15 protein-coding genes are annotated in these 14,230 nt (G+C 62.2%); 9 read left to right on the top strand and 6 right to left on the bottom strand.

From position 1 onward, the window contains the following. Positions 1-162: 162 nt before the first annotated feature. Positions 163-1,059 carry a LysR substrate-binding domain-containing protein gene (locus tag JKA62_RS26900; RefSeq protein WP_201820305.1) on the bottom strand — a complete coding sequence of 299 codons (897 nt, stop codon included), beginning with the start codon at positions 1,057-1,059 and terminating at the stop codon, positions 163-165. Positions 1,060-1,171: 112 nt separating this feature from the next. On the opposite strand from JKA62_RS26900, the gene JKA62_RS26895 reads away from it, so the two are divergent. Genes JKA62_RS26895 through JKA62_RS26885 form a run of 3 tightly spaced genes read left to right on the top strand, consistent with a single transcriptional unit; the run spans position 1,172 to position 3,424 of the window. Beyond that, positions 1,172-2,194 carry an aldo/keto reductase gene (locus JKA62_RS26895; RefSeq protein WP_201820304.1) on the top strand — a complete coding sequence of 341 codons (1,023 nt, stop codon included), beginning with the start codon at positions 1,172-1,174 and terminating at the stop codon, positions 2,192-2,194. Further along, positions 2,191-2,988, top strand: a complete 798-nt coding sequence (locus JKA62_RS26890) for an SDR family NAD(P)-dependent oxidoreductase (RefSeq protein ID WP_011334884.1) — start codon at positions 2,191-2,193, stop codon at positions 2,986-2,988. Before JKA62_RS26895 ends, JKA62_RS26890 begins: the two co-directional genes overlap by 4 nt. A gap of 25 nt (positions 2,989-3,013) precedes the next feature. Beyond that, entirely contained in the window at positions 3,014-3,424 is a 411-nt protein-coding gene (locus JKA62_RS26885) for an SRPBCC family protein (protein WP_085648314.1), read from the top strand. Positions 3,425-3,466: 42 nt separating this feature from the next. Here the strand turns inward: JKA62_RS26885 and JKA62_RS26880 are convergent, their stop codons facing one another. Together JKA62_RS26880 and JKA62_RS26875 are read right to left on the bottom strand one after the other, a co-directional pair. Then, a complete protein-coding gene (locus tag JKA62_RS26880) occupies positions 3,467-4,861 on the bottom strand; it encodes a sensor histidine kinase (RefSeq protein WP_011334882.1) in 1,395 nt (464 codons plus the stop codon). Next, positions 4,839-5,522, bottom strand: coding sequence for a response regulator transcription factor (locus JKA62_RS26875; RefSeq protein WP_007952956.1), 684 nt, complete (start codon positions 5,520-5,522; stop codon positions 4,839-4,841). The genes JKA62_RS26880 and JKA62_RS26875 overlap by 23 nt, the downstream gene beginning before the upstream one ends. Positions 5,523-5,712: 190 nt before the next feature. On the opposite strand from JKA62_RS26875, the gene JKA62_RS26870 reads away from it, so the two are divergent. Together JKA62_RS26870 and JKA62_RS26865 are read left to right on the top strand one after the other, a co-directional pair. Continuing rightward, positions 5,713-6,021 carry a hypothetical protein gene (locus JKA62_RS26870; protein WP_080511039.1) on the top strand — a complete coding sequence of 103 codons (309 nt, stop codon included), beginning with the start codon at positions 5,713-5,715 and terminating at the stop codon, positions 6,019-6,021. A gap of 194 nt (positions 6,022-6,215) precedes the next feature. Then, positions 6,216-7,154, top strand: a complete 939-nt coding sequence (locus JKA62_RS26865) for a hypothetical protein (RefSeq protein WP_201820303.1) — start codon at positions 6,216-6,218, stop codon at positions 7,152-7,154. Here JKA62_RS26865 and JKA62_RS26860 read toward each other — a convergent pair. Further along, complete coding sequence (locus JKA62_RS26860; RefSeq protein ID WP_041475343.1) at positions 7,151-7,345, bottom strand: hypothetical protein; 195 nt, start codon at positions 7,343-7,345, stop codon at positions 7,151-7,153. The two genes, JKA62_RS26865 and JKA62_RS26860, sit on opposite strands and share 4 nt — an antisense overlap. Before the next feature lie 216 nt (positions 7,346-7,561). On the opposite strand from JKA62_RS26860, the gene hcnA reads away from it, so the two are divergent. The 3 genes from hcnA to hcnC are packed head-to-tail and all read left to right on the top strand — an operon-like array spanning position 7,562 to position 10,534. After that, complete coding sequence (hcnA, locus tag JKA62_RS26855) at positions 7,562-7,876, top strand: cyanide-forming glycine dehydrogenase subunit HcnA (RefSeq protein WP_041475585.1); 315 nt, start codon at positions 7,562-7,564, stop codon at positions 7,874-7,876. Further along, positions 7,873-9,282, top strand: a complete 1,410-nt coding sequence (gene hcnB, locus JKA62_RS26850) for a cyanide-forming glycine dehydrogenase subunit HcnB (RefSeq protein ID WP_201820302.1) — start codon at positions 7,873-7,875, stop codon at positions 9,280-9,282. The genes hcnA and hcnB overlap by 4 nt, the downstream gene beginning before the upstream one ends. Continuing rightward, positions 9,275-10,534 (top strand): cyanide-forming glycine dehydrogenase subunit HcnC, encoded by a 1,260-nt coding sequence (hcnC, locus tag JKA62_RS26845; RefSeq protein WP_201820301.1) that lies wholly within the window; start codon positions 9,275-9,277, stop codon positions 10,532-10,534. The genes hcnB and hcnC overlap by 8 nt, the downstream gene beginning before the upstream one ends. Positions 10,535-10,579: 45 nt before the next feature. Here the strand turns inward: hcnC and JKA62_RS26840 are convergent, their stop codons facing one another. After that, positions 10,580-12,388 carry a monovalent cation:proton antiporter-2 (CPA2) family protein gene (locus JKA62_RS26840; RefSeq protein ID WP_011334876.1) on the bottom strand — a complete coding sequence of 603 codons (1,809 nt, stop codon included), beginning with the start codon at positions 12,386-12,388 and terminating at the stop codon, positions 10,580-10,582. A 163-nt stretch (positions 12,389-12,551) separates the two neighbouring features. On the opposite strand from JKA62_RS26840, the gene JKA62_RS26835 reads away from it, so the two are divergent. Then, positions 12,552-13,466 (top strand): LysR family transcriptional regulator, encoded by a 915-nt coding sequence (locus JKA62_RS26835; protein WP_201820299.1) that lies wholly within the window; start codon positions 12,552-12,554, stop codon positions 13,464-13,466. On the opposite strand, the gene JKA62_RS26830 is transcribed toward JKA62_RS26835, so the two are convergent. After that, positions 13,456-14,226 carry a substrate-binding domain-containing protein gene (locus JKA62_RS26830; RefSeq protein ID WP_011334874.1) on the bottom strand — a complete coding sequence of 257 codons (771 nt, stop codon included), beginning with the start codon at positions 14,224-14,226 and terminating at the stop codon, positions 13,456-13,458. The two genes, JKA62_RS26835 and JKA62_RS26830, sit on opposite strands and share 11 nt — an antisense overlap. Positions 14,227-14,230: the final 4 nt, after the last annotated feature.

Genomic DNA, 14,230 nt, shown 5'->3' with positions numbered 1-14,230 from the left:
TTCACTGTAGACCAGACCAACTCTCAGTGCCGGATCAACCTGGTTATGGATTCACACCAGATTTTTCAGGTCGATTTATCACGTCAATATCCCTCGATAGGTTCCCTCTCCCTACGGGCGGTCCGACGTTTCGAGAGGGCTGGGGTGAGGACCTGCGGATATTCAGGCGGCGGAGATATCGGACCCGGTCAACACTTTACGAAACGTCTCCACCAACGGCCGTAAATTGACTCGGTGCCAAGCCGCCCACAACGGCGTGGTAAACGCCAGCCACGGCACTTCCCGCAGCACCACGCCCGGCGGTGCGTTATGGCTCAGGCCTTTCTGGATCATCGCGATCCCCAGCCCCGAGGCCACCAGCCCCAACGCGGTAAACGGTTCCGTGGCCTGCATCCGCACATCCGGGGTGAAACCTGCGCGGATGCAGGCGCTGACGAACTCATCGTCGGCCCCTTGGCGCGGTTGCACGCCAATCCATTCCTGATCGGCCAGATGGTCCGGGGTTAGCGAAGCCTGCGTCGCCAACGGGTGATGTTCGGGCAGCGCCAGCAGCATCGGGTCGTCCAGCACCTGAAAGCCCAGCAGGTCAGGGTCGTCGATCGTCGGCGGTTCACTGACCAGCGCGATATCGAGGCTACGCTGACGCAGGCCTTCCAGTTGTTCGGCGGAACTCAGGTTGTACAGCGCGACATGCACGTTCGGCCGATCCACCCGCAGCACGCGCAAGGCGTTGGGCAAGACCCCGGCGTGCATCGCGTTCTCGATGTAGCCGATGCACAGGCCACCTTCTTCGCCACGGCCCAGGCGTTTGCCGAGGGATTCCAAGCGGTTGGCGTGGGTCAGCAGGGCGCGGGTTTCGGCGAGAAAGGTCTGGCCGTCGCGGGTCAGGCGGATGCGTTGCTGGCTGCGTTCGAACAGAGTCAGGCCCAGGCGCTCTTCGAGCTGGGCGATCTGCCGGCTCAGGGGCGACTGGGAAATGTGCAGGCGCTCGGCGGCGCGGCCGACGTGTTCTTCCTCGGCGACGGCGACGAAGTAGCGCAATTGGCGGATGTCGATCATGTCAGACCTTCAGGGACTCAAGTGCTGCGGATTATGTCTTGGACGGTCTGAGTGGCGCAATCTAGGATCTGCTCAACGGTCAACACCGACCACGAACTACGAGGACAGCATCATGAGCTTGAAAGACAAACTCCCCGGCCAACTCGGCTTCGGCACCGCGCCGCTGGGCAACATGTTCCGCGCCATTCCTGAAGAAGAAGCCCAAGCTACCGTGCACGCGGCGTGGGAGGCCGGTGTGCGTTACTTCGACACCGCACCGTTCTACGGTTCGGGCCTCTCGGAAATCCGCCTCGGCGAAGCACTGTCCCGCTACAAGCGCGACGACTATGTGCTCAGCACCAAAGTCGGCCGGGTGATTCTCGATGAAGTCGAAGACGCCGCCGCCCGGGATCTGGGCGAGAAAAGCGGGGTGTTCGAACACGGCCGCCCGAACAAGATCGTCAACGACTACAGCGCTGACGCTACGCTGCGTTCGATCGAAGACAGCCTCAAGCGCCTGAAAACCGATCGCCTCGACATCGTCTGGGTCCACGACATCGCTCAGGATTTCTACGGCGATCAATGGCTCGAGTACTTCAATCAGGCCCGTACCGGCGCCTTCAAAGTCCTGACCCGTCTGCGTGAAGAAGGCGTGATCAAGGGCTGGGGCCTGGGCGTGAACAAGGTCGAGCCGTGCGAGTTGACGCTGGACCTGACCGAGGCGCAGCCTGACGGCTTCCTGTTGGCCGGCCGCTACACCTTGCTCGACCACGACCGCGCTCTGCAGCGCTTGATGGATTCGGCCCGGGCGCAGAACGTTGAAATCGTTGTCGGCGGTCCATACAGCTCTGGGATCCTGGCCGGCGGTGCGCACTTCGAATACCAGAAGGCCAGTCCTGAAGTCGTTGCCAGGGTTGAGCAGATCAAACGCATCGCCGCGGCTTACGGCGTCGATGTCAAAGCGGCTGCACTACAATTCTCGCTGGCCAATCCGGCCGTGGCAGCCGTGATTCCCGGCGCGAGCAAACCGGGGCGTATCGCTGAAGATGTGGCGGCGCTGTCGGCGGTCATTCCGGCCGTTTTCTGGCAGGCCATGCGTGAAGCGAAACTGGTGTCCGAACGTGCACCATTACCTATCGACGAGGTGAAAGCATGAAGATCGATCTGAGCGGAAAACTGGCGATTGTCAGCGGCAGCACGGCGGGCATCGGTTTGGGTATCAGCCAGTCGCTGGCCGAAGCGGGCGCCACGGTGGTGGTGATCGGTCGCGACGCGGCCAAGGTCGAACAGGCGCTTACAAGCATTCGAGACAAGGTGCCGGGCGCGCAACTGCGCGGTCTGACGGCGGATCTGGGCACGGCCGAAGGCGCGCAGAAACTGTTCGCCGCCGAACCGAAAGCCGACATCCTGGTGAACAACCTCGGCATCTACAACGCCGTGGATTTCTTCGACGCGCCGGACGATGAGTGGACGCGCTTCTATGAGATCAACGTGATCTCCGGCGTGCGCTTGTCGCGGCATTACGTGCCGGCGATGGTCGAGCAGGGCTGGGGCCGGGTGATCTTCCTGTCTTCGGAATCCGGCGTAGCCACCCCGGCCGACATGATCAACTACGGCGTGACCAAAAGCGCCAACCTCGCGGTGTCCCATGGCCTGGCCAAACGCCTGGCGGGCACCGGGGTTACGGTCAACGCGATCCTGCCGGGGCCGACCTTCACCGACGGTGTCGAGGAAATGCTCAAGGATGCCGCCGCCGAGTCTGGCCGCAGCCTGCGGGACGAGGCTGACGCGTTTGTCCGCCGGGCCCGCCCGAGCTCGATCATCCAGCGCGTGGCGGATGTCGAAGAGGTCGCGCACCTGGTCACCTACATCGCTTCACCGCTGTCTTCAGCTACCACTGGCGCCGCGTTGCGGGTCGACGGTGGCGTGGTCGACAGCCTGACTATCTGAATTCATCGAGAGAGACTTTTTATCTATGGCAACAGCATCAGCAACGATCGACATCCCGGCTTCGGCCGATCAGGTCTGGCAATTGATTGGCGGCTTCAACACCTTGCCGGACTGGCTGCCGTTCATTCCCAACAGCGAGCTGAGCGAGGGCGGGCGTGTGCGCACTTTGCAAACCGCTGACGGCGGCGTGGTGGTCGAGCGTCTGGAGACGTTCGATAACGCGGGCAAAACCTACAGTTATTCGATTCTGCAGGCACCGTTTCCGGCCACCGATTATCTGGCGACGATTCGTGTTGAAGCTCAGGGGCAGGGCGCGAAGGTGACGTGGTCGGGACGCTTCACGGCCAAGGGCGTGAGCGAGGAGGAAGTGGTGGCGCTGTTCAGCGGGATCTATCAGGGTGGGCTCGAGGCACTGCGCGCCAACTACCCCGCTTAAGTTGATCGCTGATCGTTCCCACGCGGCGTGGGAACGATCTCTTCAAGACTGTGAAATCAGACTCTGCCGACAATCCAGCACCAGCTTCGCCCCGCCCAGATCGCTGCGTCCCACCTCAAGACTGAACCCGTGCAGATTGACGATCGCCGCGACGATCGACAGTCCCAGGCCAAAACCATTCTGCGGTTGCCCGCCCTCGGCGCGATAGAAGCGCTGGAACACCGCCTCCCGTTCGGATTCTGGAATGCCGGGCCCGGAGTCGTGCACCTCGATCCGCGTATGCCCCGCATCATTGACCCCGCGCAACACCACCGTGCCACCGGCCGGGGTGAACTTGATCGAGTTGCTCAACAGGTTCGCCAGCGCTTCAAACAGCAACGCCCTATCGCCGTTCAACATCGGCAGCGTTTCCGGCATGTTCAGCTCGAAGCGCAGCTCGTCGTCTTCGGCCAGCGGCAGATAAAACTCGTGCAATTCCTGCAGCAACAAGACCGGATCGAGCTCGACAAACCCCGAGCGGCGCTGACGATCTTCCAGTTCGGAAATCCTCAGCAACCCGCGAAACCGCGCCATCAGCGTATCGGCCTCGGCCAGCACCAGATCCAGTTGCGCCGCTTCTGGCGAACCTTCGCCGGCCTGCTGCTGCATGCGATACAACTGCGCGCGCAATCGGGTCAGCGGGGTGCGCAGGTCATGGGCAATGTTGTCGCACACGCCTTTGACTTCATTCATCAAGCGCTCGATGCGATCGAGCATGGCGTTGACGATGGCGGCGAGCATGTCCAGCTCATCGCGGCGATTGGACAGCGGCAAACGGTGGGTCAGGTCCCCGGCGACAATCGACTGGGCGCTGGCCTGGATCGCCCGGATCCGCCGCAACGGCCGGCGACGCAGCAAATGCCAGCCGATGATGCCCGGCACAATCGTCAGCGATACGCCCCAGAGCAACGCATGCAGAATGATCCTGGTCACCGCGAACAGCGAACCGTTGTCACGCAACAACACCAGCCAGCGGCCGTCTCGGGTCGGGGTGGCGACAGCGTCGCAGCTGTCGGCGGGCAGGGTCGGGTCGTCGGAGTCGGCGCATTCGCTGAGCATGTGGATCTTGCCGTCCAGCGGCAGGCCCTCGGGGATCTTCTGCAACGCGCCGCCGAGGTAGCGATGCTGGGCGTCAAACAGGCCGTAGGCGTCGATGCCGCGAATGTCGAAGGTCATGCTGGCGGCGAGGGCCTCTTCCAGTTGATCGCCGCGAAAATGCTTGAACAGGTGCTGACGTTGCATCAGCGAATGCTTGGCCAGGTTGTCGAGATAACCGGAAACCTCGAAGTACATGACCCCCATGAGGATCGCGCTCCAGGCCACGAACAACGAACTGTACAGCGCCAGCAAGCGGCTGCTGGAAGAGCGCCAACCGTCAGACGGGTTCGGCAATGACATAACCCGAGCCTCGCACCGTACGGATCAGCGGGACATTGCCCGGCGGGTCGATCTTCTTGCGCAGACGGCCGATGTGCACGTCGATCAGGTTGGTGCCGGGGTCGAAGTGGTAGCCCCAGACTTCCTCGAAAATCATCATCCGCGACAGGATCTGACCGCTGTTGCGCATCAGGAATTCCAGCAACTTGTACTCGGTCGGCAGCAGCGTCAGCACTTGCTCGGCGCGACGGGCTTCGTGGCTGATCAGGTCGAGTTGCAGATCCGCCACCTGCAACGTGGTCGGCTGGGCGCCGTTGCTGTTCTGCCGACGCAGCAATACTTCGACCCGGGCGGCCATTTCATCGGTGGCGAACGGTTTGGTCAGGTAATCATCGCCGCCGGCGCGCAAGCCGCGCACGCGCTCGTCGACATCGGAAAGGGCGCTGATCATCAGGATCGGCGTGGCCACGCCCATGGTGCGCAGGGTGGTGACGATGGCCAGGCCATCGAGTTCCGGCAGCATGCGGTCGAGGGTGATCAGGTCGTAGTTGCCGCTGACGGCGCGGTCCAGGCCTTCACGGCCGTTGTCGACCCAGTCCACGTCGAGGCCGTGGCTGCTCAGTTCGGCGACAATTTCCCGGGCGGTCACGGCGTCGTCTTCGATGGTGAGGATGCGAGTCATGGTGGGCCTGCTGGTCTGTTCAAACGCAATGGCAGCATTTTGCCAAGATTTTGCGCGGGCGCTTTAAATTAACTTTCATGTTTTAGCCGTCATTAGTCGCAGTCGCCGAATTATTTTGTGAAACGTTGATATCATATGGCCATATTTTTCAAGGGGTGATGCCGTGAGCCGGTTGATTCGTGGTGGCTGGATGCCGATGGCCGGGATGTTGCTGGCGCTGCTGAGCGCTTCGGCACTGGCCGCCAACACCCCGTGTTCCGGGAAAAAGGGCGGCATCGATCGCTGCGACGGCGATCTGTTCCTGTGCAATGACGGCTCCATCAGCGGCTCGAAGAAGAGCTGCGCCGCCATGTTCGGCATCCGCGAACAGGCGCGACCGCAACAACTTCTGCAAAGCAACGATGGCTGTGATTGCGGTACCGGCTCATTCTGCACCGGGCCGCGCGGCGGCGTGTATTGCCTGACTCCGAGTGGCAAGAAAAGCTACAAACGCAAATGACCGGGGCTTTTGTGCCAATGCATAAAACCCGCTGTTATTGAGCCGTTGTTGCAAATTGCATGGTCCTGGGAAGTTCAGACTTTTTAACTGATTGAATCCAAACGATTTATTTAGTGTCGGCGACTGGCACGGTCACTGCAATTCCTCTGATGACGAGTTGTAACACCATTTTTCATGCCTGGAGCACTACAACAATGAATAGATCCTCTGATGGGTTTTATCCTGCCTACGAAGGAGAGTCGAGCAACGTCTCGGGGGTGTCCTGGGGCGCGATCTTCGCAGGGGCTGCCGCTGCGGCGGCACTGTCGCTGATTCTCGTGCTGCTGGGCTTCGGTCTGGGCTTCTCCGCCGTATCACCGTGGGCCGGGGAGGGTATCAGCGCCAAGGGGCTGGGCATTTCCACCATCATCTGGCTGGCGGCCACGCAAATCATCGCTTCGGGGCTCGGTGGCTACATCGCTGGTCGCTTGCGAGTGAAGTGGGCCAACATGCACGGTGACGAGGTTTATTTCCGCGACACCGCCCATGGCTTCCTGTCCTGGTGTGTAGCGACTCTGGTCACCGCAACGCTGGTGGTCGGCTCGGTCAGCAGCATCGTCAGCGGTGGCGTGCAGGCCGGTGCAAGTGTCGCCGGTGGCGCAGCCAGTGCGATGACTCAGGCGGCGGGTACTGCCGCGGCCAACACCGACACTGATCAGTACGGCTACTTCGTCGACAGCCTGTTCCGCGATGATCGTCCCGCCGCCGTCAGCGATGACGCCGCCCGTGGCACCGTGACCCGGATCTTCGCCCAGAGCCTGGCCAACGGTCAGCTCAGCGCCGAAGACCGTACCTATCTCGCACAACTGGTCGCTCAGCGTACCAACCTGACCCAGGCCGACGCCGAACGTCGGGTCGATGAAATCTACGCCCGCACCCAGAAGGCAATCGCCGACGCCAAAGTGAAAGCGCAACAAGCCGCCGACACCGCCGCCAAAGTCGCTGCCTGGACCACGCTGTGGATGTTCATCGCATTGTTGGCCGGTGCGTTCTTCGCCAGCCTCTCGGCCACCTTCGGCGGTCGCCGCCGGGATGCGGTCGAGTACGTCGAAGTCGAAACCTACACCACGACCACGCTGCCGCCAGTCCGTTAATCAAGGAGAATCACCATGCGCTCACTACTGCTGTTTTTCCTCGGCGTTCCAATCCCGATCATCATCCTGATCGCCCTGTTCGTGCACTGATTCCTTGAGGCACATGCCTTGGCCGCTTCCATCTTCGGGTTGAAGCGGCTTTTTGCTTTCTGCGCAGTGTCGAGGTCGCAGAACCCTACAGTCATTTCCATGGCCTGGATCAATATCCGTTAATGCAATATCCCCTAACGTGAAATTTCCAGGCCCTTGCCGCTGGATCGACTACATTGCTTGCGCGCACTCTGCTGCGCGAGCAAAACCCGCCTGCCGGCCCGATAGAGAGCGATAACCCCCCACGAGCCGGCGAGGTGTAGTGCAGCAAGGAGCTGTTTCAACCTCACCTGAACTTTTCACGGATGATCATCGCAATGCACTGCCTAGAAAGAACCTTCGATATCCAGCCCTTGGCGCAGGCGGATATGACTGTCCATATCAACGGCCAGCCGGTCACCGCCGCCATCGGCGAAACCGTGCTCAGCGTCATTCAGTCCCTTGGCGTGCGCCAGGTGGCGCGCAACGATCACAACCAGATCAGCGGTGCCTATTGCGGCATGGGCGTGTGCCAGTGCTGCCTGGTGAAAATCAACGGCCGGCACAAGCGTCGAGCCTGCCAGACCGTGGTGCGCGAGGGCATGCTGATCGAAACCCAGGCCAACCGTATTCACGGGCAGGAGGTGCTATGAGCCTGCATCCGGTGATCGTCGGCGGTGGCCCGGCGGGAATGGCCGCGGCCATCGAATTGGCCCTGCATGGGGTGCGCTGCACTTTGCTCGAAGAAGCTTCGCGCCTTGGCGGCGTGGTCTATCGCGGGCCGCTGCGTGACGGCGTGCAGCTGGATTATCTGGGGCCGCGTTACTCCGAGGCGTTGGGCAAATTGCACGGTGATTTCCAGGAGCAGTCCGGGCTGATCGACGTGCGCCTCAACCACCGCGTAGTCGGCGCAGAAGGCACGCGTTCGCTGGTGGTACTGGACGGCGACGAGCGGCTGCATGAAATCGAATACCCGCAGTTGCTGCTGGCCGCCGGTTGTCACGAGCGCAGCGTGCCGTTTCCAGGCTGGACGCTGCCCGGCGTGATCCTGCTGGGCGGTCTGCAATTGCAGATCAAAAGCGGGGTGGTCAAACCGCAGGGGCCGGTGGTGATCGCCGGTACCGGGCCGCTGTTGCCGCTGGTGGCGACCCAGTTGCATGCGTCGGGCGTGAGTGTGGCGGGGGTCTACGAGGCCTGCGCATTCGGCAAGATTGCCAAGGAAAGCCTGGCACTGCTGAACAAGCCGCAGCTGTTCCTCGATGGCTTGAGCATGCTCGCCTACCTGAAACTGCACAGCATCCCGATGCACTACGGCTGGGGCGTGGTCGAAGCGCACGGCGAAGGCGAACTGAAAAGCGTCAGCGTGGCACCGTACTCGGCAACGTGGGAGCCGGACCTGAGCCGGGTTGAACGCTTCGAAGCGAAGACCCTAGCCGTCGGCTACGGCTTCATCCCGCGCACGCAACTGAGTCAGCAAATGGGTCTGGATCACGGCTTCAGCGACGACGGTTACCTGCGCGCCAACGCCAATATCTGGCAGCAAAGCAGCGAGCCCCACGTGCATCTGGCCGGTGACATGGGCGGGATTCGTGGCGGCGAAGCGGCGATGCTCGCCGGCAAGATCGCCGCCACTTCGATCCTGCTGCAACGCGGCGTGCTGGAAGAAGAGCTGGCGCGGGTCCGTCGCGACCGTTACCTGAGCAAACTCAAAGCCATCGTACGTTTCCGCGCCGCAGTGGATCGCTACACCGAACGCGGCGTCGGGCAGACCGCATTGCCGGCCGCCGACACGGTGATCTGCCGCTGCGAACACGCGACCCGCGCCGACATCGACCGGGCGCTGGAGCAGGGCGTGCAAGACATCGCCAGCCTGAAAATGCGCACCCGCATAAGCATGGGCGACTGCCAGGGGCGGATGTGCGTCGGCTATTGCAGCGACCGCTTGCGTCAGGCCTCCGGGCGCAAGGATGTCGGCTGGCTGCGCCCGCGTTTCCCGATCGATCCGATCCCTTTTTCCGCGTTCCAGTCCCTCGGCACGGAGGCCGTTTCCCATGAGTAAGTTCTATGACGTGGTCATCGCCGGCGGCGGTGTGATCGGCGCCTCCATCGCCTATCAGTTGTCCAAACGCAAAGGCCTCAAGGTTGCGCTGATCGACGCCAAGCGTCCGGGCAACGCGACCCGCGCTTCGGCCGGCGGTTTGTGGGCGATTGGCGAGTCAGTGGGGCTGGGCTGCGGGGTGATTTTCTTCCGCATGATGTCGGCCAGCCGCAAGCGCGAAACCCAGGGCGCGGCGGTGGCGGTGGACGCCAGCACGCCGCACATTCTGCCGCCGTCGTTTTTCGATTTCGCCTTGCAGTCCAACGCGCTGTACCCGGCGCTGCACCGCGAACTGCGCGACAACCACGGGATGGATTTCAAGTTCGAAAAGACCGGGCTCAAGTTCGTGATCTATGACGATGAAGACCGGTTGTACGCCGAGCACATCGTCAGTTGCATTCCGCACTTGGCCGATCAGGTGCGCTGGCTGGATCAGGCGGCGTTGCGCGAGTCCGAGCCGAGCGTCAGCCATGAGGCACGCGGGGCGCTGGAGTTTCTCTGCGACCACCAGGTCAGCCCGTTCCGCCTGGCCGACGCCTACACCGAAGGCGCCCGGCAGAATGGCGTGGACATGTACGTCAACACCAACATCACCGGCGTGTTGCATCACGGCACCCGGGTGACTGGCGTACAGACGGCCGAAGCCGGGGTGTTCCACTGCAAAACCCTGATCAACGCCGCCGGCGCCTGGGCAGCGGACTTGAGCGAGTGGGCCACGGGCATCCGCATTCCGGTGAAACCGGTTAAAGGCCAGATCCTGCTCACCGAACGTCTGCCGAAAATCCTCAACGGTTGCCTGACCACCAGCGATTGCTACATGGCGCAGAAGGACAACGGCGAAATCCTGATCGGCAGCACCACCGAGGATAAGGGCTTCGACGTCACCACCACCTGGCCGGAAATCGCCGGGCTGGTGCAGGGCGCGGTGCGTTGTTTGCCGGAACTGGCGGACATCAACCTCAAACGCACCTGGGCCGGGTTGCGGCCGGGCTCGCCGGACGAATTGCCGATTCTCGGGCCGATGGCCGGGGTCGAGGGTTACCTCAACGCCTGTGGGCATTTCCGCACCGGGGTGCTGACGTCGGCGATCACCGGGGTGTTGCTGGACAAAATGGTCAACGATGAACCGCTGCCGCTGGACATCACGCCGTTTCTGGCGGACCGGTTTGCAGAGGCGCCCCTGAAGGAGGAGCGGGCGCTGGAGATGGCCTGATCAGAACCTTCCCGCGCATTGCGCGGGAAGGATTGATGGCGGGGCTCAGGACTTGCCCGATTGTTCTTCCAGTTGATCCGACTCGAACAACCGGGCCAGTTCCGCCCGCGCTTCCTGGGCGGTCTGCAGCACTTTGGCCGCGTCGTCGTACACCGCGTGTTGAGCTTCCAGCACCTGTTCGTCATGGTGCTTGAAGCGCTTGATCCGCGCATCGGCCTGGGCCTGGGTCAAGCCAAGGCCAACCAGGGTGCGGCGGCTCATTTCCAGGCTTGAGTAATAGGTCTCCCGGATCGGATCGGCCCCCACATCCACCAGCCGATGCACATGCTGCCGGTTACGCGCCCGGGCGATGATCTTCATGTCTGGGTAGAGCTTGCGCACGATCTCAGCGGTCTTGATGTTGGTTTCCGGATCATCCGTGGCAATCACGAAGTACTCCGCTTCACCGACCTTGGCCGCACTGAGGATTTCCGGACGCATCGGGTCACCGTAGAACACCGGTACGCCACCAAAACTGCGCGACAGTTCGATGGTTTCCACCGAGGTGTCCAGCGCCACGAACTTGATGTTCTGCGCCCGCAGGATCCGCGCCACGATCTGCCCCATGCGGCCCATGCCGGCGATCACTACCCGTGGGGATTCGGTCTCGATCTGGCGGAATTTCTCCGGCACTTCCACCGGCTGCACCTTCGGGCTGACCAGCCGTGCGCAGACCAGCAGCAACAGCGGCGTGACGGCCATCGACAGGGTGATGGTCAGCACCAGCAGGTCGTACAGACGTGGTTCAAACAGGCCTTGATCGCGGCCAATCTTGAACACTACGAAAGCAAACTCACCGCCCGCTGCCAGCACGATGCCGAGGCGAATCGCGCTGACCTTGTTCAATCCACCGGCCAGACGCCCGACTACAAACAACAACGGCAACTTCAGGGCGATCAGCAACAGCGTCAGCCCCAGCACCGTGATTGGCGCGCTGAGCAGCAGACTGAGGTTGGCGCCCATGCCGACGCTGATGAAAAACAGCCCGAGAAGCAGACCCTTGAACGGTTCGATCTGCGCTTCCAGCTCATGGCGGTATTCCGAATCCGCCAACAGCAACCCGGCGAGAAACGCGCCCAGCGCCATCGACACACCGACCATGTCCATCAGCCACGCTGTACCGATCACCACCAGCAACGCGGTGGCGGTGGAGACTTCCGGCAGACCGGTTTTCGCCACCACGCGAAACACCGGACGCAACAGATATCGCCCGCCGATCACCACCACGGCGATACTGCCGAGCACCTGCAAACTGTGACGAATATCGTCGGCGGTGCTGGTGTGGTGATCGACCCCCGCGAGCATCGGCACCAGGGCGATCAACGGGATCGCGGCGATGTCCTGGAACAGCAGAATCGCAAACGCCAACCGCCCGTGGGGGCTGGTCAGTTCCTTGCGCTCGGCGAGGCTTTGCAGGCCGAATGCGGTGGACGACAGCGCCAGGCCCAGGCCCAGAACAATCGCGCTGTTCAGCGGCTGGCCGAACACCGACAACGCCAGCACACCGATCACCGAACCGGTCAGCAGCACCTGCGCCAGACCCACGCCGAACACCGATTTGCGCATCACCCACAAACGTCGCGGCGACAGCTCAAGACCGATGATGAACAACAGCAGCACCACGCCCAGTTCCGAGATATGGCTGACACTTTGCGGATTGCCGATCAGACCCAGTACCGACGGGCCGATGATCACCCCGGCAAACAGATAACCGAGCACCGCGCCCAGTTGCAGACGCTTGGCCAGGGGAACGGTGAGCACGGCGGCCAGGAGAAAGACGACGGCGGCTTGCAACAGATTGCCTTCATGGGGCATGAGCGGAACTCCAGTAACGCGGTACGGCGGGGGGCGACAAGGATAAAGGCTGAAATCATTGCAGATCTACCGCACAGCCTGCTTGAGCAGATGTGCTTCTGTAATAATTTGCATCAATTGGTTACATTTATAACCTCAACGAATCAATTCCTTCGAGTCTTTCATGGCCATCAACTTCGACCTCAACGACCTGCAAGCCTTTCGCGCCGTGGTCGAGCAGGGCAGTTTCCGCAAGGCCGCCGACACCGTGCGCCTGTCGCAACCGGCCCTGAGCCGGCGCATCGAAAAGCTCGAAGACGCTCTCGGCGTGAAGCTGTTCGAGCGCACCACGCGTAAGGTCAGCCTGACCCAGGCCGGACGCGGTTTCATGCCCAGCGTCGAACGCTTGCTCGACGATCTGGACGTCGCGTTGCTCGGCATCAGTGAGGTCGCCTCGAATCGGCAGGGCCACGTGACCGTCGCTTGCGTGCCGTCGGCGGCGTACTACTTCATGCCGAGCGTCGTCGCCCGTTATCACCGGCAGTTTCCGCGAATCAAAGTCAAAGTCCTCGACTCCAGCGCCCACGACGTGCTGAGCGCAGTGGTCAACGGCGAGGCGGATTTCGGCCTGAGTTTCATGGGCACCCAAGAGGCGGGCGTGGATTTCGAGCCGCTGGTGCAGGAGAGCTACGTAGTCGCCTGTCGCCGCGATCATCCGCTGGCCGGGCGCAGCAGCGTCACCTGGGACGAGTTCTACCTGCAGGATTACATCTCGCTGGACAAGACTTCCGGCAATCGCTTTTTGCTCGATCAGGCCCTGGCCAAAGTGGTGCCGCAGCGCCCGAGCATCTGCGAGACGCGGCATGTGACGACCATGATCGGTCTGGTGGAAGCGGGATTGGGTGTGGCGGCGGTGCCGCTGATGGCGATGCCGGCGGCGGATCATCCGATTCTGACGCGGGTGCCGCTGACCGATCCGCAAGTGATGCGCAGCGTCGGCATCATCAAACGCCGGGGTCGCACGCTGACCCCGGCGGCACTGGAACTGGAGCGGCTGGTGGTGGAAATGAAGGTCCAGCCGCCGACGGTCAGCGCTTGACCGAATCCAGCCCGGTGGCCTGCACGTCAGGCTGGGCTGCAGGTGCGGCCAGATAAGCGAGCAACGCCTTGGCTTCCTGCGGGTGCTGCGCGCCCACCGGAATCCCCGCTGCAAACCGCGTTACCGACTGCACCGATTCCGGAATCTTCGCCACAAAACTCACCCCCGGCACCGGCAGCAATTCGCTGACCTGCTGGAAGCCCAGTTGATAGTCGCCGTTTGCGACCACCGAACCCACCGGGATTTTCGGGATCATCTTCGCCTTCGGTTTCAGCTGATCTTCGATACCCAGTTTCTTGAACAATTGCTGCTCGATGTACACGCCGCTGGCGCTGTCGGAGTAGGCCACCGATTTTGCATCGAGCAGGGTTTTCTTCAGAGCGTCGACGTTGCTGATGTCCGGTTTCGGCGCGCCTTCGCGCACCACCAGGCCGATTCGCGAATCCGCCAGTTCCACCCGCGAAGCCGGATCAACCTTGCCTTGCTTGATCAGATCATCGAGGGCGTAGCCGACCATGATCACCACGTCGGCCTTTTCACCACGGGCGAGGCGATTGGGGATTGCCTCCGGCGCCTTGCCCATCGACGGGCCGAGTTGGGTGTCCAGCGTGTTGCCGGTGGCGGCGGCGAATTTCGGCCCGAGGATCTTGTAGGCGGCGGTGAAACCGCCGGAGGTCATGACCCGCAGTTCTTCGGCCTGGGCCGCAACGTTGAACGCAAGACCGGCAAGCAGGGCGGTAACGGTAAACAGTTTTTTCATGGTG

Origin of the sequence: Pseudomonas sp. B7 (assembly GCF_016735645.1) — a bacterium.
Taxonomy (GTDB): Bacteria; Pseudomonadota; Gammaproteobacteria; order Pseudomonadales; family Pseudomonadaceae; genus Aquipseudomonas; species Aquipseudomonas glycinae.
Note: the sequence above shows the minus strand (reverse complement) of the source record. Positions and strands in the feature narration are given on the sequence as shown.

What these genes read in the sequence shown, in the direction of transcription:
- JKA62_RS26900 (WP_201820305.1), bottom strand. Translation starts at nt 1,059, where the DNA reads ATGATCGACATCCGCCAATTGCGCTACTTCGTCGCCGTCGCCGAGGAA.
- JKA62_RS26895 (WP_201820304.1), top strand. Translation starts at nt 1,172, where the DNA reads ATGAGCTTGAAAGACAAACTCCCCGGCCAACTCGGCTTCGGCACCGCG.
- JKA62_RS26890 (WP_011334884.1), top strand. Translation starts at nt 2,191, where the DNA reads ATGAAGATCGATCTGAGCGGAAAACTGGCGATTGTCAGCGGCAGCACG.
- JKA62_RS26885 (WP_085648314.1), top strand. Translation starts at nt 3,014, where the DNA reads ATGGCAACAGCATCAGCAACGATCGACATCCCGGCTTCGGCCGATCAG.
- JKA62_RS26880 (WP_011334882.1), bottom strand. Translation starts at nt 4,861, where the DNA reads ATGTCATTGCCGAACCCGTCTGACGGTTGGCGCTCTTCCAGCAGCCGC.
- JKA62_RS26875 (WP_007952956.1), bottom strand. Translation starts at nt 5,522, where the DNA reads ATGACTCGCATCCTCACCATCGAAGACGACGCCGTGACCGCCCGGGAA.
- JKA62_RS26870 (WP_080511039.1), top strand. Translation starts at nt 5,713, where the DNA reads ATGCCGATGGCCGGGATGTTGCTGGCGCTGCTGAGCGCTTCGGCACTG.
- JKA62_RS26865 (WP_201820303.1), top strand. Translation starts at nt 6,216, where the DNA reads ATGAATAGATCCTCTGATGGGTTTTATCCTGCCTACGAAGGAGAGTCG.
- JKA62_RS26860 (WP_041475343.1), bottom strand. Translation starts at nt 7,345, where the DNA reads ATGGAAATGACTGTAGGGTTCTGCGACCTCGACACTGCGCAGAAAGCA.
- hcnA (WP_041475585.1), top strand. Translation starts at nt 7,562, where the DNA reads ATGCACTGCCTAGAAAGAACCTTCGATATCCAGCCCTTGGCGCAGGCG.
- hcnB (WP_201820302.1), top strand. Translation starts at nt 7,873, where the DNA reads ATGAGCCTGCATCCGGTGATCGTCGGCGGTGGCCCGGCGGGAATGGCC.
- hcnC (WP_201820301.1), top strand. Translation starts at nt 9,275, where the DNA reads ATGAGTAAGTTCTATGACGTGGTCATCGCCGGCGGCGGTGTGATCGGC.
- JKA62_RS26840 (WP_011334876.1), bottom strand. Translation starts at nt 12,388, where the DNA reads ATGCCCCATGAAGGCAATCTGTTGCAAGCCGCCGTCGTCTTTCTCCTG.
- JKA62_RS26835 (WP_201820299.1), top strand. Translation starts at nt 12,552, where the DNA reads ATGGCCATCAACTTCGACCTCAACGACCTGCAAGCCTTTCGCGCCGTG.
- JKA62_RS26830 (WP_011334874.1), bottom strand. Translation starts at nt 14,226, where the DNA reads ATGAAAAAACTGTTTACCGTTACCGCCCTGCTTGCCGGTCTTGCGTTC.